General features: G+C 57.6%; 21 protein-coding genes. 7 read left to right on the top strand and 14 right to left on the bottom strand.

The features are described 5' to 3' along the window. Position 1 precedes the first annotated feature (1 nt). Together GOW92_RS02705 and metG are read right to left on the bottom strand one after the other, a co-directional pair. Positions 2-1,168 carry an efflux RND transporter periplasmic adaptor subunit gene (locus GOW92_RS02705; RefSeq protein WP_170557743.1) on the bottom strand — a complete coding sequence of 389 codons (1,167 nt, stop codon included), beginning with the start codon at positions 1,166-1,168 and terminating at the stop codon, positions 2-4. Between the two features lie 276 nt (positions 1,169-1,444). Then, a complete protein-coding gene (gene metG / locus GOW92_RS02700; RefSeq protein ID WP_170557742.1) occupies positions 1,445-3,163 on the bottom strand; it encodes a methionine--tRNA ligase in 1,719 nt (572 codons plus the stop codon). A 217-nt stretch (positions 3,164-3,380) separates the two neighbouring features. Here metG and GOW92_RS02695 point away from each other — a divergent pair, with 217 nt between their 5' ends. Together GOW92_RS02695 and GOW92_RS02690 are read left to right on the top strand one after the other, a co-directional pair. Next, positions 3,381-4,136 (top strand): OB-fold-containig protein, encoded by a 756-nt coding sequence (locus GOW92_RS02695; protein ID WP_254452877.1) that lies wholly within the window; start codon positions 3,381-3,383, stop codon positions 4,134-4,136. Between the two features lie 34 nt (positions 4,137-4,170). Beyond that, positions 4,171-5,841: a flotillin family protein gene (locus GOW92_RS02690; protein WP_170557740.1), complete on the top strand. Its 1,671-nt coding sequence runs from the start codon at positions 4,171-4,173 to the stop codon at positions 5,839-5,841. Between the two features lie 32 nt (positions 5,842-5,873). Here GOW92_RS02690 and GOW92_RS02685 read toward each other — a convergent pair whose 3' ends face one another. The 8 genes from GOW92_RS02685 to GOW92_RS02650 all read right to left on the bottom strand — a co-directional run bounded on the left by GOW92_RS02685 (position 5,874) and on the right by GOW92_RS02650 (position 13,209). Next, positions 5,874-7,097, bottom strand: coding sequence for an MFS transporter (locus GOW92_RS02685; protein WP_170557738.1), 1,224 nt, complete (start codon positions 7,095-7,097; stop codon positions 5,874-5,876). An 80-nt stretch (positions 7,098-7,177) separates the two neighbouring features. Continuing rightward, complete coding sequence (locus GOW92_RS02680) at positions 7,178-7,774, bottom strand: YceI family protein (RefSeq protein ID WP_170557736.1); 597 nt, start codon at positions 7,772-7,774, stop codon at positions 7,178-7,180. Then, positions 7,771-8,985: an MFS transporter gene (locus GOW92_RS02675; protein WP_170557734.1), complete on the bottom strand. Its 1,215-nt coding sequence runs from the start codon at positions 8,983-8,985 to the stop codon at positions 7,771-7,773. The genes GOW92_RS02680 and GOW92_RS02675 overlap by 4 nt, the downstream gene beginning before the upstream one ends. Before the next feature lie 62 nt (positions 8,986-9,047). Next, positions 9,048-9,668 carry an ImuA family protein gene (locus GOW92_RS02670; RefSeq protein ID WP_170557732.1) on the bottom strand — a complete coding sequence of 207 codons (621 nt, stop codon included), beginning with the start codon at positions 9,666-9,668 and terminating at the stop codon, positions 9,048-9,050. A gap of 60 nt (positions 9,669-9,728) precedes the next feature. Next, positions 9,729-10,310 carry a retropepsin-like aspartic protease family protein gene (locus GOW92_RS02665; RefSeq protein WP_170557730.1) on the bottom strand — a complete coding sequence of 194 codons (582 nt, stop codon included), beginning with the start codon at positions 10,308-10,310 and terminating at the stop codon, positions 9,729-9,731. Between the two features lie 39 nt (positions 10,311-10,349). Then, positions 10,350-10,973 carry a MarC family protein gene (locus tag GOW92_RS02660; RefSeq protein ID WP_170557728.1) on the bottom strand — a complete coding sequence of 208 codons (624 nt, stop codon included), beginning with the start codon at positions 10,971-10,973 and terminating at the stop codon, positions 10,350-10,352. Further along, positions 10,970-11,362 (bottom strand): ACT domain-containing protein, encoded by a 393-nt coding sequence (locus GOW92_RS02655; RefSeq protein ID WP_170557727.1) that lies wholly within the window; start codon positions 11,360-11,362, stop codon positions 10,970-10,972. The genes GOW92_RS02660 and GOW92_RS02655 overlap by 4 nt, the downstream gene beginning before the upstream one ends. Then, entirely contained in the window at positions 11,359-13,209 is a 1,851-nt protein-coding gene (locus GOW92_RS02650; protein WP_170557725.1) for an ABC-F family ATP-binding cassette domain-containing protein, read from the bottom strand. The genes GOW92_RS02655 and GOW92_RS02650 overlap by 4 nt, the downstream gene beginning before the upstream one ends. Positions 13,210-13,317: 108 nt before the next feature. Between GOW92_RS02650 and GOW92_RS02645 the strand changes: the two genes are divergently transcribed. Together GOW92_RS02645 and ndk are read left to right on the top strand one after the other, a co-directional pair. Further along, entirely contained in the window at positions 13,318-14,520 is a 1,203-nt protein-coding gene (locus GOW92_RS02645; protein ID WP_170557723.1) for a multidrug effflux MFS transporter, read from the top strand. 115 nt (positions 14,521-14,635) lie between these two features. Then, the gene (gene ndk / locus GOW92_RS02640; protein ID WP_170557721.1) at positions 14,636-15,058 is read left to right on the top strand and encodes a nucleoside-diphosphate kinase; all 423 of its coding nucleotides are present in this window, start codon (positions 14,636-14,638) and stop codon (positions 15,056-15,058) included. Positions 15,059-15,114: 56 nt separating this feature from the next. Here the strand turns inward: ndk and GOW92_RS02635 are convergent, their stop codons facing one another. Then, the gene (locus GOW92_RS02635) at positions 15,115-15,462 is read right to left on the bottom strand and encodes a TfoX/Sxy family protein (RefSeq protein WP_170557719.1); all 348 of its coding nucleotides are present in this window, start codon (positions 15,460-15,462) and stop codon (positions 15,115-15,117) included. A gap of 162 nt (positions 15,463-15,624) precedes the next feature. Here GOW92_RS02635 and GOW92_RS02630 point away from each other — a divergent pair, with 162 nt between their 5' ends. Genes GOW92_RS02630 through GOW92_RS02620 form a run of 3 tightly spaced genes read left to right on the top strand, consistent with a single transcriptional unit; the run spans position 15,625 to position 18,362 of the window. Further along, on the top strand, positions 15,625-17,139 hold the full coding sequence (locus GOW92_RS02630) for a CHAD domain-containing protein (protein ID WP_170557717.1): 1,515 nt from the start codon (positions 15,625-15,627) through the stop codon (positions 17,137-17,139). Positions 17,140-17,142: 3 nt separating this feature from the next. Beyond that, positions 17,143-17,898, top strand: a complete 756-nt coding sequence (locus GOW92_RS02625; RefSeq protein ID WP_170557715.1) for a ParA family protein — start codon at positions 17,143-17,145, stop codon at positions 17,896-17,898. Continuing rightward, on the top strand, positions 17,895-18,362 hold the full coding sequence (locus GOW92_RS02620; protein WP_170557714.1) for a CYTH domain-containing protein: 468 nt from the start codon (positions 17,895-17,897) through the stop codon (positions 18,360-18,362). Before GOW92_RS02625 ends, GOW92_RS02620 begins: the two co-directional genes overlap by 4 nt. Here GOW92_RS02620 and GOW92_RS02615 read toward each other — a convergent pair. From GOW92_RS02615 to GOW92_RS02605, 3 genes are all read right to left on the bottom strand, one after another. Next, positions 18,359-19,729: a sensor histidine kinase gene (locus GOW92_RS02615; RefSeq protein WP_170557712.1), complete on the bottom strand. Its 1,371-nt coding sequence runs from the start codon at positions 19,727-19,729 to the stop codon at positions 18,359-18,361. The genes GOW92_RS02620 and GOW92_RS02615 overlap by 4 nt on opposite strands. Then, a complete protein-coding gene (locus GOW92_RS02610; protein WP_170557710.1) occupies positions 19,722-20,402 on the bottom strand; it encodes a response regulator transcription factor in 681 nt (226 codons plus the stop codon). The genes GOW92_RS02615 and GOW92_RS02610 overlap by 8 nt, the downstream gene beginning before the upstream one ends. 181 nt (positions 20,403-20,583) lie before the next feature. Further along, positions 20,584-22,026 carry a Do family serine endopeptidase gene (locus tag GOW92_RS02605; RefSeq protein ID WP_170557708.1) on the bottom strand — a complete coding sequence of 481 codons (1,443 nt, stop codon included), beginning with the start codon at positions 22,024-22,026 and terminating at the stop codon, positions 20,584-20,586. Between the last annotated feature and the right edge of the window lie 62 nt (positions 22,027-22,088).

Genomic DNA, 22,088 nt, shown 5'->3' with positions numbered 1-22,088 from the left:
GTTACTCTCCCGGCTGCTCAGATGCGACAACGGCATCCACCGCAACACCGGGACGAACCCGCTGCAGACCTTCGACGATAACGCTTTCTCCTTCGCGAAGCCCATCCAGTACAATTATCGCCGTGCCGACCACGTCACCGGTTGTGATATAGCGCTGTTCGACCATTTGCTTGTCATTCACCACCAGCACAAATTCACCACGCTGGTCACGCTGCAATGCGGCCTGTGGGATTAGCACCTGAAGCGTCGGCTCCAAGGCTTCGATCTGAACACTCAGGAATTGGCCGTCAATAATATAGCGGTCCGCGTTGGGAAACTCGGCGCGAAGGGTTATCGCACCTGTCAGCGGATCAATGCGGTTGTCCACGAAAACAATCTCACCAGTTTCGTCCAGCTTGGTTCCGTTGGGCAGGGTCAGGTGCACATTCGGGCTTTTGTTGCTTTCAGCCAGTGACGCTGCACTCTCTCCAACCTGTTCGAGGACCGAGGTGAATTGTTTTTCGTTTAACGAGAAATTCACATAAATCGGAGCTTCGCTGACCAGGTTGACAAGCGGGGGGTTTGTGGGCCCGACAACGTCACCTACGCTGGTTTCTACACGCCCAATCCGCCCGTCAAACGGAGCGTGAATCTCTGTGTAGCTTAGATCCAGGTTAGCTTGCTGAATGGCAGCATTGGCCGCCTTCACCTCGGCTTCGGCAACCAGTTCGTTGGCGCGCGCGGTGTCACGCTCAGCTTCCGGCGTCGCATCGCGCTGATAAAGCTCTTCCTTCCGGGCCAGATCAATCTTGGCCAGTTCCAGATTAGCCTCAGCACGTTCGAGATCGGCTTTGCGTGCTTCTACGTTCGCCTGATAGAGGTCGGGCTCAATCGTAAATAACAGGTCGTCTTTCTTGACCAGTGCGCCGTCTTCTACGTCCTTAGTTTCAAGAAAGCCATTTACGCGGGCGACGATGTCGACCTTGTTAATAGCCTCGGCACGCCCGATGAAGACGGCCTGATCGGTGATTTCTTCGGTATAGGCGGCTGCGATCGAAACTTTTGGTGGTGGTGCATCGCTTTGGTCCTGCGCCAGCGCCGCATATGAGACGCCCAAACTGGTCAGTGCTGCAATGGCCAGGACCGGACCGCTGTGGCGAAAAAAGGAATTCTTGATTGCAAGGGACATGGCAGGCGCCTCGTTAAACTTATGGATATTGCGCCGGGGCAGGTCGGTTGCCGCGACGAGTCGTGCAAATTCCTAAGCAGGATGGCCGTTTTGAAACTTTATCTCAAGCTTCTTGAATGCGTCAGTCGGTTGACTTGCTCGGAAATTTTCCCGTTCGCAGGCGGACTTACGCGCAGGAGCCTGAACGGATTGTGAGGCAAAGCTAGGATTTTCCCTCGTTTCAAACGAAAACGGAGGCCACAGGGCCTCCGTTGCAATGGCATATCGATCTGATGATCAATCGCGGATTCCAGCGAACCGGCATTGCCAGTCTTCGCGTTGCTCGTCAGTGATTTTGGCGAACAAAACGTCCGGTACCGTGAATTCGTGACCGGCGGGCAGGGCGTCTAGCGCGGCTGCAACATCTTCGGGCCAGCCCGTGTCCAATGTGTTCATCGCGCTTAGCATTTTGGCCGAGGCTTCAGGGATGAAAGGCGCGCTGAGCACTGCATAGAGACGGATCAGGTTCAGGCCCAGGCGCACCTGCGCGGCAGCCTGCTCTGGTTCTTCCTTGAAAGTCGACCATGGCGCGGCGGCTTGAAGGTATTCATTTCCGGCAACCCAGATCGCACGCAATTCTTGCGCGGACTTTCGAACTTCCATCGCCTCCATATGCCCCTCATAGGCCCGAACGCGTTTGGTCAATTCATTAATCAGCGCCTTTTCGCGTTCGCCATAAGCGCCGCCATCGGGCACAGCCTCGCCGAATTTCGAACGGCAGAACTTAGTGATGCGGCTGACGAAGTTACCCAGAACGTCCGCGAGGTCCTTGTTCACCGACTGCTGGAAGTTTTCCCACGTGAACTCACTGTCGCTACTTTCCGGCGCATGGCTCAGCAGCCACCAGCGCCAGTAATCGGCAGGCAGGATTTCCAGCGCCTGATCCATGAACACGCCACGGCCTTGCGAAGTCGAGAACTGACCGCCGTCATAGTTCAGATAGTTGAACGATTTCAGGTGGTCGACCATTTTCCACGGCTCACCCGAGCCAAGAATGGTCGCGGGGAAGCTCAGCGTGTGGAAGGGCACGTTGTCTTTACCCATAAACTGGACATAGCGTACATCGTCGGCGCCTTTGTCAGTGCGCCACCAGCGTTCCCAGTCTGCGTCGGTCTTGCCGTTGGCATCCGCCCACTCCTTGGCGCAGGCGATGTACTCGATCGGCGCATCGAACCAAACGTAAAAGACCTTGCCCTCCATGCCGGGCCAGTCCTGATCGCCTTTCTTGACCGGAACGCCCCAATCCAAATCGCGGGTGATGCCGCGGTCTTGCAGGCCGTCGCCGTCATGCAACCACTTCTTGGCAATCGAAGTGGTCAGGATTGGCCAGTCTTTCTTGCTGTCGATCCATGCGTCCAGCTGATCCTTCATCGCCGATTGACGCAGATACAGGTGCTTGGTCTCGCGCACCTCCAGATCGGTCGAACCGGAAATGGCCGAGCGCGGATTGATCAGGTCGGTCGGATCCAACTGCTTGGTGCAGTTTTCACACTGGTCGCCCCGCGCGCGCTCATAACCACAGTTGGGGCAGGTACCTTCAATGTAACGGTCAGGGAGGAAACGACCGTCGGCGTTGGAATAAACCTGTTTTTCCGTGACCTCACGGATCAACCCGGCCTCATCCAGTTTACCTGCGAAATGCTGGGTCAGCTTTTTGTTCTGTTCGCTGGATGAGCGGCCAAAGTGATCAAAGCTCATTCCAAAACGCTTGGCGATGTCGGCCTGAACTTCGTACATGTCCGCGCAGTATTCAGCCACTGGCTTACCGGCTTTCGCAGCAGCCAGTTCGGCCGGCGTGCCGTGCTCGTCGGTGGCGCACAGGAACATGACCTCGTTCCCCCGGCCACGCAGGTAGCGTGCGTACAGATCAGCCGGCAATTGCGAACCGATCAGGTTGCCGAGGTGTTTGATCCCGTTGATGTAAGGGATCGCCGAAGTGATGAGAATTCGAGCCATGTTCCGTTTCCGCGTAACTGTCTGCGCGCCCGTCTACATTATGTTACCCGCCAGCAAAACCCCGGCTTTCGTCAGGATGTCATTTTAGGTACGGCCAGGCGGGAAAATTGACCTGAGTTGCAGCCTTGGATTGCGTGTCCTTCAATTCCTGCAATACCCCTGAGTTGTAAATTAGAATCACAACCTCTTGAATTTTCGCAATGACTCCCCATCTAGTATGTATACCAAAGTATACAATAACGAGGGCAAACAACTGATGTTCGACTTTCTGCTCGAGGGTGCATTTGCACCCTTTACCTTGGCGCTCGCGCTTCTGTTCGGCCTGTTAGGGCTGGAACTGATTGCGCTGGTTCTGGGTGGAAGCCTGATGACGGGCGAGGGCGAGGTTGATCTGGACGTTGTTGACGCCCCGGATCTCGACGTTGGTGATTTCGATCTGGATATCGATGCCGATGTGGACCTAGGTGACTTTGAGTTGGCCGAGGTCGAAGCGGACGCGCCTGGCGCAGCCCCTTCGGGACCCTTGGCGTGGCTTGGGATCGGCAAAGTGCCGTTCATGATCTGGCTGGTCGTTCTGCTGGCGGGTTTTGGCCTGTCTGGTATGGGCCTGCAGTTGGCGCTGCGCGATCTGCTGGGCTTCGACCTGCCTGCTTGGGTGGCCGCTATCCCTGCAGGTGCCTTCGGCCTTTGGTTTGCTCGTGGCTTTGGCGGGGTCTTTGCCCGCTTGCTGCCCAAGACCGAGACCGAGGCAACGTCGGAACGGCTGCTTGCCCGCCGTCGCGGCGTAATCACCCAGGGTACCGCATCGCGCGGACGTCCCGCCGAGGTGCGTGTCATGGATCGGTTCGGCAACACCCACTACCTGCGCGCAGAGCCGTTGCAGGACAAGGACGCGCTGAAACAAGGCACCGATGTGCTGGTGCTGCGCGACCGACGGCGCGACCGGTTCGTTCTGGTCGGTTTGTCTGAATAACCAAAATTTCTAACCCCATCATGGAGGATATTGCATGGAACTTCCATTCCTTGCCGTCACAGTTGTGACCATTTTAGCAGTAGTCTTGTTTATTGGCCTTGTGCTTGGCCGTCTCTATAAACGCGCGACCCGAGAGATCAGCCTTGTGAAAACCGGTGCGGGCGGCAAGAAAGTCATCATGGATGGCGGCGTCATCATCGTGCCGCTGCTGCATGAGGTCAGCCCGGTCAACATGAAGACTTTGCGCCTAGAGGTTCAGCGCAGCGGCGAGGCCGCGCTGATCACCAAGGACCGGATGCGTGTCGATGTGGGCGTCGAGTTCTACGTCTCGGTCATGGCGACCGAAGAGGGCATCGCGCGCGCCGCCCAAACACTGGGTGATCGCACTTTCGACGTCGAGCAACTGCGCGAGATGATCGAAGGTAAGCTGATCGACGGTCTGCGCGCTGTTGCTGCTCAGATGACGATGGACGGTCTGCACGAAAATCGAGCTGACTTTGTGCAAGAGGTGCAGAATGCGGTATCCGAGGACCTTCTGAAAAACGGTCTGTCTCTGGAATCCGTCTCGCTGACGGCGCTGGACCAGACACCGTTTGAGGCGCTGGACGAGAACAACGCATTTAACGCCGTCGGTATGCGCAAACTGGCCGAGGTGATTGCGACCTCAAAGAAAGAACGCGCGCAGATTGATGCAGACGCCGAGGTTGAGGTGCGTCGTGCGTCGATGGAGGCCCAGCGTCAGAAACTGTTGATTGAAAAGGACGAGGAACAGGCGCGCATCGAACAGGCGCAACAGGTCGAAACTCTGCGCGTCGCACAAGAGGCCGAGATCGCCGCACGGACCGAGGACTCAGTTCGTGAAACCGAGCGGGCCCGGATTGCACGGGAAGAAGCGATCCGTTCGGCGGACATTGAGCGTGAGCGCAAAATCCGCGAAGCCGAAATCTCGAAAGAACGTGAACTGGAAGTGGCTGAACAAGAGCGCCAGATCATCATCGCGCAGAAATCGGAAGAGGAAAGCCGCGCGCGTGCATCAGCCGATCTGGCCCGCGCCGAGGCGACCAAGGCGACCGAAGCCGTGGCCACAGCGCAGAAGGTTGCCGAGGCCGAGCGTATCAAGCAGATCGCCCTGATCGAAGCCACCCGCGAGGCCGAGCGTCAGGCGACCGCAATCCGTCTGGCCGCGCAGGCCGAGAAAGAGGCTGCCGCTGATCGTGCCGAAGCCCGCCGTGAGGAAGCGCAGGCTGAGGCTGACGCACTTAACATCCGGGCCGAGGCTAAGAAGAACGACATGTTGGCTGAAGCCGAAGGTAAGCGTGCAATCGTCGAAGCAGACAATGCGTTGTCGGTGGATCAGATCCGCATGAAGGTTGATCTGGCACGGATTGAGACCATGCCGTCGATCATCTCGGAAATGGTCAAGCCGGCTGAGAAGATTGACTCGATCAAAATCCACCAAGTTGGTGGCATTGGCGGCGGCAACGGCGGTACTGCGTCAAGCGGTGACAAGCCGGTCGTCAATCAGGCTCTGGACTCGATCATGGGTATGGCCGTGCAGATGCCCGCGCTCAAGAAGCTGGGCGAAGAACTGGGCTTGTCGATGGAGAACGGCGTTGGCGGTGTCGTGAACGGCGCGCTGGAACCGACGGTCGAACCAGTGGAAGAGGCTGAGGTGGTCGAACAAGAACCCCGCACTGAACACTAACCAGAAGGGCCGGGTGTTTCCCGGCCTTTTTTCTATTTCCCCTCGCGGGACCGTTTGAGCAAACGGCCAATCGTGAACGATGTGCGTGGCGCGTAGACATAGTTGGTTCTTTCTTCCGGCGTCGGGCGCGACCGCATTCGGGCAAGACCAAAGATGATCAGGAAAATATGCCCCAGTGCAACGAACGCGAAGAGGGCTCCGGGCCCGAACTGTTGGATCAAAGTCGATGAAATATAAGGCGAGGCAATCGCGCCCAGGGCGTACCAGAACATCAGTGCGGCTGATAACTCGACGCGCTGTTCGGTTGTTGCGAAGTCATTCGCGTGCGCCGATGACACCGAAAAGATCGGGAAGGTTGTAAATCCGAACAAACCTGCGGCAAGCATAACCCCGACCGTTCCGGTTCCGCTGGCAGCCATCGTTATTCCGCAACTCAGAACCGCTGCAATCGAGAGCCAGATTAAGACCCAGCGTCGGTCGTATTTGTCGGCAAGCCAGCCCATCGGATACTGAGCAAGCGCGCCACCCAGAACAAAAGAGGCCAGGAAGAAAGCAATCTGGTCCACGGCAAGGCCAACTTCTTGACCGTAAACGGGGCCAACCATCCGGAATGACGCTGAACTCAACGCAGCCACAATCACACCGGCTACTGCCAGCGGCGAACTGCGCCATGCGAGTTTCGGGCGCAGGCGTGGAGCGTCCGGTGTTTTAGGCTGGCTGGCGCGTGTTAATGTCAGCGGCAACAGCGAAGCACAGCACAGAATGGCCAATAGGTTGTACGAAACGTACGACGCAGGCGGAAGAACTGCGATAATCAGCTGAGCCCCGAGTGATGCCCCCATATCGACAATGCGATAGGTTCCCATCGCTCGGCCACGTGTTTCATTGGTGACTTTGGCATTTAGCCAAGCCTCGATAACGGTGTAACTTCCGGCCACACACGTTCCGGATGCGATACGCAAGGCGGCCCAGATATATGGATTGTCTGTCAGTGTGTGTCCGATTAGCCCCATCGCGCCCAAAGCAGTGCAAACGGCAAAAGCACGCGAGTGTCCTACAGTTCCCATAAGACGAGGGGCCCACCAGCAGCCAACAAAGAAACCTATGAAGTGTGCCGAACCTAAGAGACCGATCTGTTCCGTCGAGAAATCAAGCGTAATGCCGGAAATGGCATCCAATGGTCCGACGCCGCCCGTCGAGAGCTGCAGAAGAATGACAGAAAGAAACAGGGCGGCAAAAGAAATGATCGTGCGCATAGTGCGCCCAGCATTACCGCATCAGCCAGCGCTGCGCGTGATAATTCGACCTCTATGCGTCGTTTTTTGTCCTTTGGCATTCAGGTCATGCGGATCAGTTCGGCCCGGATGTTCAGCGAGACCATGTCGGCAACCAGTTCGGGATAGCCAGAGGCGCCGAAGTCATTGCGGTTCAGCGCACCGGACAGCCGAATGGACAGCGCGTTCAAATCGTCTGCTTCGGATCCGGGTTCGCGGTACAGATTAGCCTGCAGAGTCACGGGGCGTGTGACGCCGCGAACCGTCAGATCACCGGTAATGGTTGCGCCTTCTGAAATACGACCGGTCGGGCCAAGCTGTATCCGGGTGGATTTGAACGTGATGGTCGGAAACTCCTTCGCGTTCAGTACGCTTTCGCTAAGCATCGGGCCGCGGGCAAATGGTAGCCGGGTGCGCGCTGCGGCGACGTTCAAAACGACGGTGACACGGCTGTTTTGCAACTGATCCGTGTCGACCTGGATATCTGCCGATTGGATCGGCATCTTGCCTGACTGTGCGACCCCCGAAAGCACGAAGGAAAACCCGACGGAGGTTCCAGCCCCTGACAGAATATACTGGACCAATGCAGCTTTCGTTGGCCGTGCCAATGGAATGGCCGCCAGGCTCGCAATCAGAAAGCGTCGCGTTAGCGTTTTCATACCGGAACCTCTTGTTTGCGGAGGCGCGATCGGCTGAGAAGGAACAGCAGAATTCCGATGTTCAGGCCGTTCCACAGGATGCCATTCACGAAAGCCAGTTGATAATTGCCGGTGACGTCGTAAATCCATCCCGACATCCATCCCCCCAGCGCCATACCCATGATCGTCATCATCATGACAAACCCAACGCGCGCACCGGCTTCCTGCGGGGGCATGTACTCGCGGACGACAACTGCATAGCCCGGCACGATGCCGCCTTGTGACAAGCCAAACAGCAGGCTTATCACATAGAGTGACACCATCCCGTCATATGGCAGGAACAATAGCAGCGCGAGGCATTGCAGGACCGAGCCGATCAGAACCGTCGGAACGCCGCCCAGTTGGTCGGCAACAAGGCCCGAGATTACGCGGCTGATTACACCTCCGAACAGCATCAGCGACAGCATTTCCGCTCCGACGGTGGGTCCATATCCCAACCCGACGCAATAGGGCACGATGTGTACCTGAGGCATCGACATTGCAACGCAGCACGCAATCCCGGCCAGACCGAGAATGTATTGAAGCGAACGGGGGGAAATGCCAACACTGCGCGCCTTGATTTGTGCCGCAGTGGCGGCGGTTCTGTGTGCCTCGGCCGGAACCTGTCGGCGCAGAAGCAGGGACAGGGGGATAACGACAAGCAGCGTGATAACCGCCAGCGTAAGGTAAACCTGCTGCCAGCCTTCGCGCGCAAGTATGCCGGACAGCAATGTCGGCCAGATAGCCCCTGACAGGTAGTTTCCGCTTGCCACCAGCCCCACGGCGATCCCGCGGCGTTTCATGAACCAGTGCGAGATGTCAGCGATCAGCGGTCCAAATCCTATTGATGCGCCGAGACCCAAGGAAAGATGTGCGACGGACAACGTCATAATGCTGGGTGCCAGTGTGGCCATAAGGTAGCTGATGGCGCTGAGAGTTGCCGCCCCGATCAAAGCTTTGGTGACACCCAGTCGATCCACCAATTGCCCCATCCACAGGTTGCCGAGGGCGAATCCGATCATGGCCAGCGTATAAGGCATTGCGGCCTCGGCGCGACTGGCACCGAATTGCGCCTCGACGGCAGGCATTACAACAATGACGGCCCACATTCCCACATTTGCAACGGTTGCGATGATCAAGGTGATCGCAAGCCGCAGCCAGGAGTATCGACTATCATGGATCGCGTGGCTCATCCCGGAACGCTAGGGCTCGTCCCTGGTTTTGGCCAGTCACAAACCCCGTGAGGAGGGGATGATCACACGGGTGTGTCCTCTGTGGCGATCTGCTGCAGGTTCAGACCGGCGCGCGGTTTGGTCTGCGTGGCGTGCCAGCTGACCGGGGGCAGGGCGCGGGCACGGCGGCGGGTCAGGGTCCAGCGTCGGGCCTCTGCCTGATGGTCTGCGGCCATGTGCCAGCGCGTCTCGACCCCTTGCGCGCCACCGTCACCAGGGGTCAGCAGCACCCCAAGCGGAGCCCGCCCCATCGCACCACCTTGTTCGGCAGCCAGATGCATGCGCCGTACCGGCGTCAACCCCGGCGCACCCGGCAGATCACCGATGACCAACGGGATGGCCCCGCTGCGTAGCGCCTCTTCGATGCACCATAACAGGTCTTCGGATCGGGTTGGGCGAACAAAGATGAACCGGGCGGGATCGGCAAAGGCCATCATACCATCGGGGTTGAGTTGGCCGGGCTCCCATGCGGGTGCGATCCATAGCACGGGACCCTGCGCCTGACCCGCCAGCCACATGGCAAAGCTGCGCCGGGCGGGGCCGCAGGCCTCGTGCACGCGGGCCAGTTGCAGTCTGATCTGCGGATGAAGATCTATTCCCGGCACTTCACGCGCGGGTTTGCGACCAAGAAGATGTGTAGACATGCTGTCAGATTAGCATGTTCCTATTTTGTTCTCAATTGGGGAGTTGTAGAAAAAGATGCCTTAACGCGACAAAAGCAGGCGACCGTTGGCGAATTGAATGTTCGAAAACCGATGCAGGTAATCCATACCCAGCAAGGATTTGTCCAACTCTCCCTCATTGACCCAGGCCGGGACGTTACTATCGGCGATTGGTCCCAATTCCATCGTGTCCAGGCGCACAGGCGCGGTCCGAACAACCCCATTGGCCGTGTTTGCCCGGCCGAAATAGTTCAACTGATCGGGGTCGATGCCAAGACGTTCAGCGTCACTTGAGCTTAGGACAATCTGGCTTGCGCCGGTATCGACCAGAAAAGAGATCGGTTCTCCGTTAACCTGCACCGGCAGGTAATAATGGCCGTCGGCGGCACGCGGAACTTCGACCGTTTGCCCTGTGACAGTCATCTGCGGGGCTGGGCCAACGGTGGTGCGGATGTCTTCCCACAGGCCGACAACAGCAATGACACCGATAAAGATAAAAACCCATGCCATGGCCTGTTGCATGGTTTTATTCAGAGACTGCCGGTTCTGTGCGACAAACCACGCGACAACGGCCGTACCAAGCACAGCCAGATATACCAAACGTCCAATGCTGTCGCCGTCCATAGCGTTCCTCACCATATCTACTGAGAGGTATATGGGGATTTACGACGCAAAACCAAAGGCCTTGAGGCCGTCCAGGATGAATTGAACGGACAGCGCCGCCAGCAACATGCCCAGCAACCGGGTCAATACGTTCAGACCGGTTTTACCCAACAGGCGGGCTATCAAGCCGCCGGACAGGAATAAGGTCAAAACAACTGCCATGACCGCCAGCATGACGATGCAGGCCTCGACAATGCCAAGAATACCGGGGTGCTGTCCGGCCAGCAGGATAATGGTCGCGATTGATCCCGGACCGGCAACCAGCGGAATGGCCAGCGGAAACACAGACGGGTCGTGGTGTTCTTCTTCTTCCTCGACCCGGTCTTCGCGGCGTTTGGTGCGGCGTTCGAACAGCATATCAAGCGCGGTCAAAAACAGTAGTGCGCCACCGGCGACCTTGAAGGCCTCCATCGAGATTCCGACAAAGCCCAGCACCGCCTCGCCAAAGGCGGCAAATGCAATCAGGATCCCAGACGCCGTAGCGCAGGTGCGCAAAGCAACCTTGCGGCGCGCGCGGGCATCCATGCCCTGTGTCAATGCGACGAAGATCGGCGTCGTGCCGAACGGGTCAATCACCACGAAAAGGGTGGTGAAAGCGGTGATGAAAAAGGCGATGTCGATCATTTTCCAGCACCTTGTTGTAGGTCTAACAGAACGGACACAGCTGTTTCCGCCAGATTGCTGGGAACGTAAACATGATCATGGTGAAACCCTGCGACCACATTCGCCGGAATGTTGCTTTGGGCCAGAGCGCCTGACACAGCAGCAGTAAGACCGATGCCTTCCAGCGAAGAGTGAACTTGCAAGGTGATGCACTTCATGCTGACTGCATCAACTGGCGCGGCTTCGATCGGCACGATGAGGGAGAGACCTTCGGCTTCCACACAGCTTGCGCGCGTTCCTTTGGGCCAATCGCGTCCCTTCGGCCAGACGACAAAGGCGAATTCGCCGTCCTGCAGTTGCGGCCTCATGCCTTGGATCATGGCATTGGTTTCGACCACGGGTATCGTCATGTCGTTTCAGCCTCTTCCAGACGTTCGGCGGCAGTGACCCACAGGGCCTCGGCCTTTTGCATGGCTTCAACGACTTCGGTAAATTTCCGATTCCATGTCTCAAGATCGTTGATCTTGTCGTCCTCGTAAAGCGCAGGATCCGCCAGTTTGGCTGAAAGTTTGTCGTGCATATCCGTCAGCTTTTCGATCCGGTCTTCGCATTTTCGAAGGTCTGCCCGAAGGGCCAGCACTGCCTCGCGCGATGGTCGCTTGGGCTTGATCTGCTGCGATTTCACTTTGACCGGCTTGTCGCGGGCCAGAAGCATGGCCCGATAGGATTCGAGGTCGCCGTCGAAGGGCTTCACAGTGCCGTTCGAGACCAGCCACAGCCGATCCGCAACCAGCGACAAAAGGTGCATATCGTGGCTGACCAGAACCACTGCGCCGGAATAGGCGGTCAACGCCTCGACCAGGGCCTCGCGACTTTCGATGTCCAGGTGGTTGGTCGGTTCGTCCAGGATCAGCATATGCGGCGCGTCGATGGTGGCTAGCAGCAGCGACAGCCGCGCTTTCTGCCCCCCCGACAAGCGCCCAACCCGTGTCTCGGCCTGATCCGAGTTCAATCCGAACCCCGCCAGACGCGACCGCCATTTGCCCGGCGCCTCATTCGGGCGCAGGCGGCGCAAGTGGTCCAGCGGTGTTTCGTCCACATACAGCTCATCCACCTGATGCTGTGCGAAATAGCCAATCCTCAGCTTGTTGCTGCGGGTCATCTTGCCCGCCATCAAAGGCAGGCGGTCGGACAGCAACTTGGACAGGGTTGATTTGCCCTGACCGTTCTTGCCCAGCAACGCGATCCGGTCGTCCTGATCGATACGCAGATTCAGACGGCGCAGTACTTCTGTTTCGCCATAGCCGGTCACGCCGCCTTCGATCTGGATGATCGGGGGTGACAGTTCCTCGGGTTCGGGGAAGGAGAATGCGCGTAGCGCGGCTTCTTGCGGGGTCGAAACCAGTTGGATGCGTTCGATCATTTTCAGGCGCGACTGCGCCTGAACGGCTTTAGAGGCTTTGTACCGGAACCGGTCCACGAAGCTTTGCAGGTGGGCGATGCGAGCCTTGGCCTTGGCGTTCTCAGATTCCGCTTGTGCCAGCCGCTCGGCGCGACGTTCAGCAAATTTGTCGTAGGGCACCGCGTAATAGGTCAGCTTGCGGTCTTCCAGATGTAGGATTGAACCTACCGCACGGTTCAGCAGCCCGCGGTCGTGGCTGATGATGATCACCGTGTGGGGATATTTCGCCAGATAGCTTTCCAGCCACAGCGCGCCTTCGAGGTCAAGGTAGTTGGTCGGTTCGTCGAGCAGCAGCAGATCGGGCTGGGAAAACAGTACCGCCGCCAAGGCCACGCGCATCCGCCAGCCGCCCGAGAAGTCTGAGCAGGGGCGCAGTTGGTCTTCGTCGTCAAACCCCAGGCCTTTGAGGATCGAAGCTGCGCGCGCCTCGGCCGACCAGGCGTCGATGTCGGCCAGCCGGGTCTGGATTTCGGCGATGCGGGAGGGGTCGGTCGCGCTGTCGGCTTCGGCCATCAACGCGCTGCGCTCGGTATCGGCGGCCAGAACCGTGTTTATCAGCGAGACATCGGACGAGGGCACCTCTTGTGCGACCCCGCCAATGCGTGCGCGTTTAGGGACCGTGATATTGCCCGATTCCAGGGCCAATTCGCCCCGGATCAGCCGGAATAGGGTGGTCTTCCCCGTACCGTTTCGCCCCACGAGGCCAACCTTGTGCCCATCAGGAATGGTGGCACTGGCCCCATCGAACAGGGGACGGCCTTCAACCGCATATGTTATGTCTTCGATCCGTAGCATGACGCGCTCTTAGCAGAGCCGAGATGCCGCCGCCAGCGGCTTGGCATGTTCAATATCCAAGCAATGTGTTAGCGCTGGCCGGGTAGGCATTTTTCGACGGTTTTTATCATGCGCGCGGCACAGACGCCCCCCTCACTAATTACATTGATCTTCGCCACGGCGTTATCGGTGCTGTCGCTGAATATGTTTCTGCCGTCGCTGGCACGGATGGCTGAGGGATTTCAGGTCGATTATGGCCTGATTAATCTGTCTGTCGCCGGGTATCTGGCGGTATCCGCCGTTTTACAGCTGATCGTAGGACCATTATCGGACAGGTTTGGTCGCAGGCCGATCATATTGATTTGTATGGGTATTTTCGCTATTTCCTCGGTCGGTTGCGTACTGGCCGAGTCGATCTGGATGTTCCTTGGCTTCCGTTTGCTGCAAGCCGCGGTGGTGGCCGGACCCGTGCTGTCCAGTGCCTCGATCCGGGATCTCTATGCTCCGAACGAGGCCGCTAGCAAATTGGGATATGTCGCAATGGCAATGGCATTGGCGCCGATGCTTGGCCCGATGCTGGGCGGTGCGTTGGATATGCTGTTTGGCTGGCGGGCCGGGTTCGTCCTGTACTCGGTGCTTGGGGCGGGAATGCTGGCGCTGCTATGGGCCGATATGGGTGAAACGAATACGAACCGGTCGGCAACCTTTTCGGCTCAGCTAAAGGAATATCCCCACCTGCTGCGCGCGCGTCGGTTCTGGGGCTACGCGCTGTGCGCGGCATTTTCGATCGGCGGTTTTTTCAGCTTCATCACCGGCGCGCCGCTTGTCGCTGCAGAGTGGTTCGATCTGAGCCCCGCCATGCTGGGGTTGGGGATCGGGATTATCACCGGTGGTTTCATGGTGGGCAACTTCATCACCGGGCGCATCGCGGCGCATACACAGCTGACGACGATGATCCTGATCGGGCGGGTTGTCGCCTCAACCGGGCCTTTGTGCGGATTGCTACTGTTCATAGCGGGTCTGGGCTCGGTCTGGGTATTCTTTGGGTCTGCTATTTGCGTGGGTTTCGGCAACGGTTTGACCAACGCCAACGCCTCTGCAGGGGTCATGTCCGTGCGGCCCAAACTGGCGGGCAGCGCGGCTGGATTGTCCGGTGCGATGATCGTCGCCTTGGGAGCAGTTCTGACCTTAATGACTGGCGCGTTTGTCAGCCCCGAAAATGGACCGTATCTGGTGCTGGGCATGATGTTCGTCTGTGGTTTTGTCGGTCTGCTCGCCGTGGTTTATGTTCGCCGGGTCGACGCGTCGGAGCCATTGCCGGACACAATCTGATCGCCAAATCCCAAACGGTGCAATCATTCCACTTTTCATGAGGCTGATACCATGTTAGGCGGCGCGCGATGGATTTCGGCGCGGACCCCGCGCCATATAGTAAGGAGAGGCCGACATGGCACTGGAACGCACATTCTCGATCATCAAACCCGATGCAACCCGCCGCAACCTGACTGGCAAAATCAATGCCAAGTTTGAAGAAGCCGGCCTGCGCATCGTTGCGCAAAAGCGCATCCACATGACCAAAGCTCAGGCTGGCAAGTTCTATGACGTGCACGCCGAGCGTCCGTTCTATGACGAGCTGTGCGAATTCATGTCGTCGGCACCGGTTGTTGTTCAGGTTCTGGAAGGCGAAGGCGCCATTGCCAAGAACCGCGAAGTCATGGGCGCAACCAACCCTGCAGACGCAGCCGCCGGTACCATCCGCGCCGAGTTCGCTGAATCGGTTGGAGAAAACTCTGTCCACGGTTCGGACGCGCCGGAAACGGCAGCTGTTGAGATCGCATACTTCTTCTCGGGTATCGAACTGGTCGGCTAAACCGCCACTGGACGAACTTTAGGGCCGTATCCCATCGGGGTGCGGCCTTTTTCGTTTCAGACCTGTTTTAGGTCTTTCGGTGCGATCCTTACGCCTATCGCATCCAGATCAGAAATCAGCTGGTTTTCTGGGGCGATGCTGACACTGGATTTGATCGCGTCAAACGTTTTGCGTAAAGCCTTCTTTTCCTCGCCCTTGCAATCGTTCCAAGGGCGCCCCTGCAATCCCATCACCAAAACGTAGTATCCGATGAAATGCGGCCGGGTACCGGCCTGCAGCAACCGTGCATAGGCTTCATCCGCCCCCAGTGCGCGCAATTCCTGCGCAGAGTGAATGCCTGCGCGTGCGCAGGATTGTTCAAAGGCCGGGCCGAGATTGCGGATTGATGAAACGGGATCGGACATTCCCTTGTATTAGCCAAATGGCCTGGCAGAGTCATTCGGTTGTTGGTGCAAAGTCTGACGTTTGCGCCATAGCGGTTGATCAGCAGAGTTAGTCGTTGATTGGATTGAAGGAATATGAATTCATTATGACATACTGGATACTCCGTGAAAGGGACGCGCTTAATGGTTCGGGTCAAAAGCTGTTTTGTCATCCGGGGCGCGTTTGATGGGGCGAGGTTTGCACAGTCTCTGAAAGGACTGGCGTTGCGGTTTGACGCCGCTGAACCTGCCAGACGTTTTGGTATTCTGGATTGCCACGATCAATCCCTTCGGGCATCTGGCAGGGCTTTGATCCAGATCGATGGGTCCTTGATCTTGTTGTGCGGCAGAAAATCCCAGATCCAAGGATGCAGAGGAGAGGGAAAGTTCGTTCAGGACTTACCGGACGGTCCCGTCAAAGTTGCACTGGCTGGATTTCCCAAGTTGCGGGCGCTGATGAATGTCGGGTCAGGCAGGGTCGAACACCGCTCATTTGTGGTTCTGGGTGACCAGCAAAAAACGCAGGTGCGCGGCACGATGATGCTCTTGTCGTCGGATCAGGGGCAGGTATCGGTTGTAACGGTTCGGCACATGCGCGGATATGACCGGGCGTTCAAGTCAATTTGTCAAAAGCTGAAGAAAATGGACGCTGCTGCAAGCAGCACGGAACCAGTGTTTGACGGACTGTTTCCCAAGGCGACCATTTACAAGGCGAAGCCACAGATCAGGATCGAAACCCATGAACCTTCGATCGAAGTCGCCACGGACATCATCCGCACCTATCTGGCGGTCGCGCGCCAGAATGAAGCCGGTGTGATCGATGATATCGACACCGAGTTTCTGCATGATTATCGCGTTTCATTGCGCCGTGTGCGATCGGTGATCAGCCTGTTCAAAGACGTGTTTTCGCTCGAACAAACCGCCGAACTAAAGCGTGAGTTTTCGGGTTTGATGGAACCAACTGGCCGAGTGCGAGATTTGGATGTCTATCTGTTGGAAAAAGATAGTTACTTCAATCTGATACCGGTCAACCTTCATGACGGCGTCAGGGCCATGTTTACGCAATTCGAAAACGAACGCGCCCAAGCACTTGGCCGCCTGTCCCGTCGCTTTTTGACGCAAGGCTATGACACGCAGATGCGAAAGCTGACCGAACTTTTCGCAGATCCGGCCAATCTGCGGCCTGGTCCAAATGCGGATCGGCCGGCCTATGATTTTGCATGTTCTCTGATTTGGAAACGCTACCGTAAAACCTGCAAACTGGCGCGGCGGATCACGCCGCACACGCCTGACGAAGTTGTGCATAATCTGCGGATCGACTGTAAGAAGCTGCGTTACCTTATGGAGTACTTTGCACCGTTGTTCGACGCCAAGGCGTTCAAAACGATCATCAAGCCGTTAAAAAAGCTGCAGGATAATTTGGGTCTGTTCAACGATTTCTCGGTACAGCAAGAAGCACTGCAAAACTTCGTTAAACAGAACAGCAATACCCAAGGCCGCGCTGACGCGCAGATGGCTTTGTCGGTTGGCGGTCTGATTGCGGTTCTGGATCAACGCCAAAGGGCGGAACGTGACTGCGTCATAGCAAAATTCAAACAATTCGACAGCCCGGATATCCGGCACCTGTTTCGGAAGTTGTTTCACCACAAGGAGGGCTGAGGAATGAAAATCATTGCCTGTTACAGCAACAAGGGCGGTGTGGGTAAAACCGCGACCTCGGTCAATTTAGCCCATGCCTACGCGGTGGCGGGGCACAAAGTTCTGTTGTGCGATTTGGATCCGCAGGGCGCGTCTGGGTTTTATCTGCGCGTTAAGCCATCCAAAAAGCTGACAGATGCGCGGTTTTTTGATGATGTCGCGCGCTTTACCAAGTCCATTCGCGCCAGCGATTTCGAAGGGCTGGACGTGCTCCCGGCAAACATGACATTCCGGGATTTTGACGTCTTCCTGTCGCGGATGCGGAACAAACGATCCAGGCTGAAAAAGGCGCTGATTGCAGCAGGCAGCGATTACGACGTGATCATACTGGATTGCCCACCCAACTTTTCGACCCTGTCGGAAAACGTCTTTAAAGCCGCGGATCAGATCGTGGTTCCGGTGATCCCGACGACGCTGTCGGAAAGAAGTTTCGATCAGTTGGTCGGGTTTTTTGATGCCAACAAGTTGTCGAAGAAGAAGCTGAACGCATTCTTTTCCATGGTGCAGCAACGCAAGACCCTGCACCATGAGACGATGGATGAGATGCGAAAGCGTCATCGCAAGCGGTTCCTGCAAAGCTCAATCCCGTTTGCGGCGGATATTGAAAGGATGGGGCAAAACCGTGCGCCGGTCAGTGAATACGCCCCACGCAGCGCTGCCAGCACGGCCTATCAAAAATTGTATGACGAGATAGAAAACAGATCGGCTTCAAAGCAATGAGCACAGAAATTGAACGCAAATTTCTGGTGGCGGAACTGCCAGACCTGAGTGACGCGGGTAAGGCCGTCGTCCGCCAAGGCTATTTGACGGCTCCGGACGATTCCACCGAACTGCGTCTGCGGCAGAAGAATGACCGCCATTTCCTCACTCTAAAAGGGGCGGGTTCGCTGGTGCGCGTGGAACGCGAGGCCGAGATCACCGTCGAGCAGTTCGAGACCTTCTGGCCGGAAACCGAAGGGCGCCGGGTCGAGAAGGAACGCTATACCGGGACGCTGCCGGATGGTCGGGTGTTTGAGCTGGACATATTTCTGGGGGACCTTGCACCGTTGCGGCTAGTCGAGGTTGAGTTCGACACTGAGGCCGAGGCAAGGGCATATTTGCCGCCGGCTTGGTTCGGAGCGGATGTGACGGCGGATAAACGCTATAAAAACAAGATGATGGCGATCAATGGCTTGCCCAACTAGGGCTTGCGGGCCAGTTTGATTATGGCCTCAAGGCCCGGATCGCAATTGCGCGCTTCGAATGCGCCGTCATGCATGTGGGAAATCGCTGCGACCAAAGCCAAACCCAACCCCGAGTTTCGCTCGGTCCTCGCGGGGTCGAGCGTGACAAAGGGCACCTGAAGGCGTGGTAAGTCCTCTTCTGGGACACCCGGGCCCCGGTCACGTACGCTCAGGCAGGTGAAGGGACCGCTTTCTGACAGGGTGATCGTGATCGCCGTGTCTTCAGGGGCGTAACGCATAGCGTTTTCCAACAAGTTCGATAGAGCTTGCGACAGAAGCGGGCGATGTCCCTGAACAGTGTGAGCGGTGCCTACAACTTCTAAAGAAATTCCCTGATCGGTCGCAACAGGATCATAAAGTTCGACAACGTCGCCAATCAGTTGCTGCAGGTCCACAGATTCGAACTGTTCCCGCCCAACACCGGCCTCGGCGCGCGAGATTTCGGTCAGCTGCCCAAGAACACGTAGCACATGGTCGATTTCCGCCGTCGCGCGGGATACGTCGACCTCGCGGTCCAATTCGCTTTTGGCTGGGTCAGACAGCGACTCAACCCTTTGACGCAGGCGGGATAGGGGGGATCGCAGGTCATGGGCGATTGAGTTTGAGGTCGTGCGCAGATTGCTGATCAGTTCCTCAATTCGGTCCAACATGCTGTTCAGGGTTCCGGCCACCTGATCCAGCTCATCCCCGGTTCCGCGTAACGGCATGCGGCGGGACAGGTCGCCCGACACAATGTTTTCTGCCGTGCCCGCAAATTCAGACAGGCGAGTGAAGACCAGCCGTGTGAAAAGCCAACCAGTTAAAAGGCTCAGTGCCAACGCGATTGCAAGCGCCAAGCCAACCGCGCGCAACAGCGCTCTGTCGAATTGTTGCCGCGCAAGGGCATCGCGTCCAACCAGCAGGCGTTCGCCGCCGGGCAAGCGCACCGAGGCAGCCGAGATCGGCACCAACTGGTCGTTATCGGCGCGGCGAAGATCCAGATCGACCCAACCGCTGCCCGCTGTGACATCCGCAGGCCAGTGCTTGAGGTTACCGGCCAGCTTCACGCCGAACCGGTCGGTCAAAAGATACAGGGCATCCCGCTCGGACGCGGTTGGGATCCTGCGCTCAATGGCTTGTAACAGGCCAAACAGGCCGCGTCGTTCGTATTCATCTGCCAGGCCTGTCAGTTCGGCGGACACCACCGAGCGGGTCTCACCCTCGATACTGCGATTGGCGGTGAAGTAGACCAGCCCCAGCACGATTGCGGTCAGCAAAGTGCTGAGAACCATGCTGGCCAGAACGAGGCGGGTGCGGGAATTATTGAACGAAAGTCGCAGGTTATCCATCAGATATCATGTAACCTGCGCCTCGGACTGTTTCGATCAACGGCTTTTTGCCGCCCTCATCAAGCTGACGGCGCAGTTTGGAGATATGGACGTCGACGACGTTGGTATTCGGGTCGAAATGATAATCCCAGACGCCTTCCAGCAGCATGGTGCGCGAAACCACGCGATTCTTGCGACGCAAAAAGAACTCAAGGATCTGGAACTCACGCGGGGTCAGGGAAATCTCTTGTCCATCGCGTGTGACTTTGCGTGTCAGCAGGTCCATCTCAAGATCGCGGCAGGTCAGTGTCGCGGTTTCCTCGGATTCCTGCGGGCGCCGCAACAGGGCTTCGATCCGCGCGTGAAGCTCCTGAAACGAAAACGGCTTCACCAGATAATCATCCGCACCGGAACGCAGGCCTTTAACCCTTTCGTCAACCGCGCTCATCGCGGTCAGCATTAGGGTAGGGGTCTTAACCCCGGCCGCCCGCAAGGAACGGATCAACGACAAACCATCCAGCCCTGGTAGCATCCGGTCCAAAACGATGGCGTCAAACCCACCATCGGTGGCGTGGTAAAGGCCCTCGCGGCCATCTGCGGCCTGCTCGACCACATAGCCTTCTTCGCCAAAGCCCTTGGCGATGAATTCACGGGTGTCCTCGTCATCTTCGACGATCAGCAGGCGGCGGCTCATGTTTCGGGTTCCTTTCTATCGGGATTTAAACACAAATTTCCGGAAAAGCACATAATTTGCGTAAACTACGTGCCGGGTGCGTTGCAGCGCACCCGGCAGTCCCGGCGGAATGCGGACAATTCAATCCGCCAGGGAGGCGCACGCCAGAAATCCCCATCAAATGGCGTACGCGGACTTCGGGTCAGGCGATTTCCACCGCCACGAAGATCTGGTTTCCGCCCCGGTTGATCAGCACCAGTGCAGGGTCCGTCTTTTCGCTGTCCAGCGCGGCTTTTAGCGCGTCGGGTGATGCGGTTTCCTGGCTGCCCAGTTTCACGATCACGTCGCCGCGTTGCAGTCCGGCCTTGGCGGCGGGACTATCGGGTTTCAGGTCAGTCACAACGACACCGTCGACATTTTCGCCGACGCCCATTTGCGCGCGGTTACTTTCGGTCAACGGCGCAACGGTCACACCCAGGGCAGTGCCCGAGATGCCTTCGTCCACGGATTTGTCGACCTCGGCTGAGGCGCTCTGGTGCTGGCCGATTGTCAGCTCAATCTGCTGCTCTTTGCCATCGCGCAGAACAGTCATGACACTGTCGGTGCCGACTTTGGTTGTTCCGACGAGGATCGGCAGATCGCTGCTGGAGCCGACGGCTTCATCATTGAAGGTCAGGATAACGTCACCCTGTTCCAGTACACCTTCCGCCGGGCTGCCTTCAACGACATCCGATACCAACGCGCCGGTTGAGGCGTCGATGCCCATGGCCGCTGCGATTTCCGGGCTGACATTCTGGATCGACACACCCAGCCAGCCGCGGCTGACCTGACCATCGTCACGCAGATCGGCGGCGATATGTTCAACGATGTTCGATGTCACGGCAAAGCCCAGACCAACCGACCCGCCGGTGGGCGAGTAGATGGCCGAATTCACGCCAATCACTTCGCCGTCCATGTTGAACAGCGGACCGCCCGAATTGCCCTTGTTGATGGCAGCGTCGGTTTGAATGAATTCTGCGTATGGTCCGGCCGAGATATTGCGGCCTTTGGCAGAAACGATACCGGTGGTCACGGTTGAATGCAGGCCGAACGGGTTGCCGATGGCGACCACATCCTCGCCCACACGGATAACTTCGCTGTCGCCCATTTCTACGGCTTGCAAGGTTTCTCCGGCGTCGATCTTTAGGACGGCGATATCGGTCAGCGGGTCGGTGCCCACGATCTCGGCCTCAAAACTGCGGTCGTCGCTCAGGCGGACGGTCACGGTTGAGGCATTGTCGACCACATGGTGGTTGGTGATGATGTATCCCGCTTCGTCGAGTACGAAACCCGATCCCAGCCCCTGGGATGGTCCGCGTTGGGGTGCCTGAAAGCCTTCAGGCGCGCCGAAGCGTTTGAAAAATTCACCGAACGGGTGGTCTTCGAAATCAAAGTTCTGTCCCTGTCCCGGTGCTTGCACGGGCACAATGTCCTGTTCGGCGATGATGGTCACCACCGAAGGGGATACGTTTTCGACAAGGTCAGCCAAGGCTTCGTCGGCCAGCGAGGGCAGCGCAGTCGTTGCCAGCAACGCGGCGCTAAGCGCGGATGTACCTGCCCAACCAGTGGCGCGTGGTAAAAGCAGAGAGGATTTACGGATGCTCATTTTGGTCTCCTGTTTATATCGCGCGATTGCAGCCGCGCGTTAACCGAGGAGATGAGGCATCA

The organism is Ruegeria atlantica (assembly GCF_013032505.1).
Lineage (GTDB): Bacteria > Pseudomonadota > Alphaproteobacteria > Rhodobacterales > Rhodobacteraceae > Ruegeria > Ruegeria atlantica_F.
Note: the sequence above shows the minus strand (reverse complement) of the source record. Positions and strands in the feature narration are given on the sequence as shown.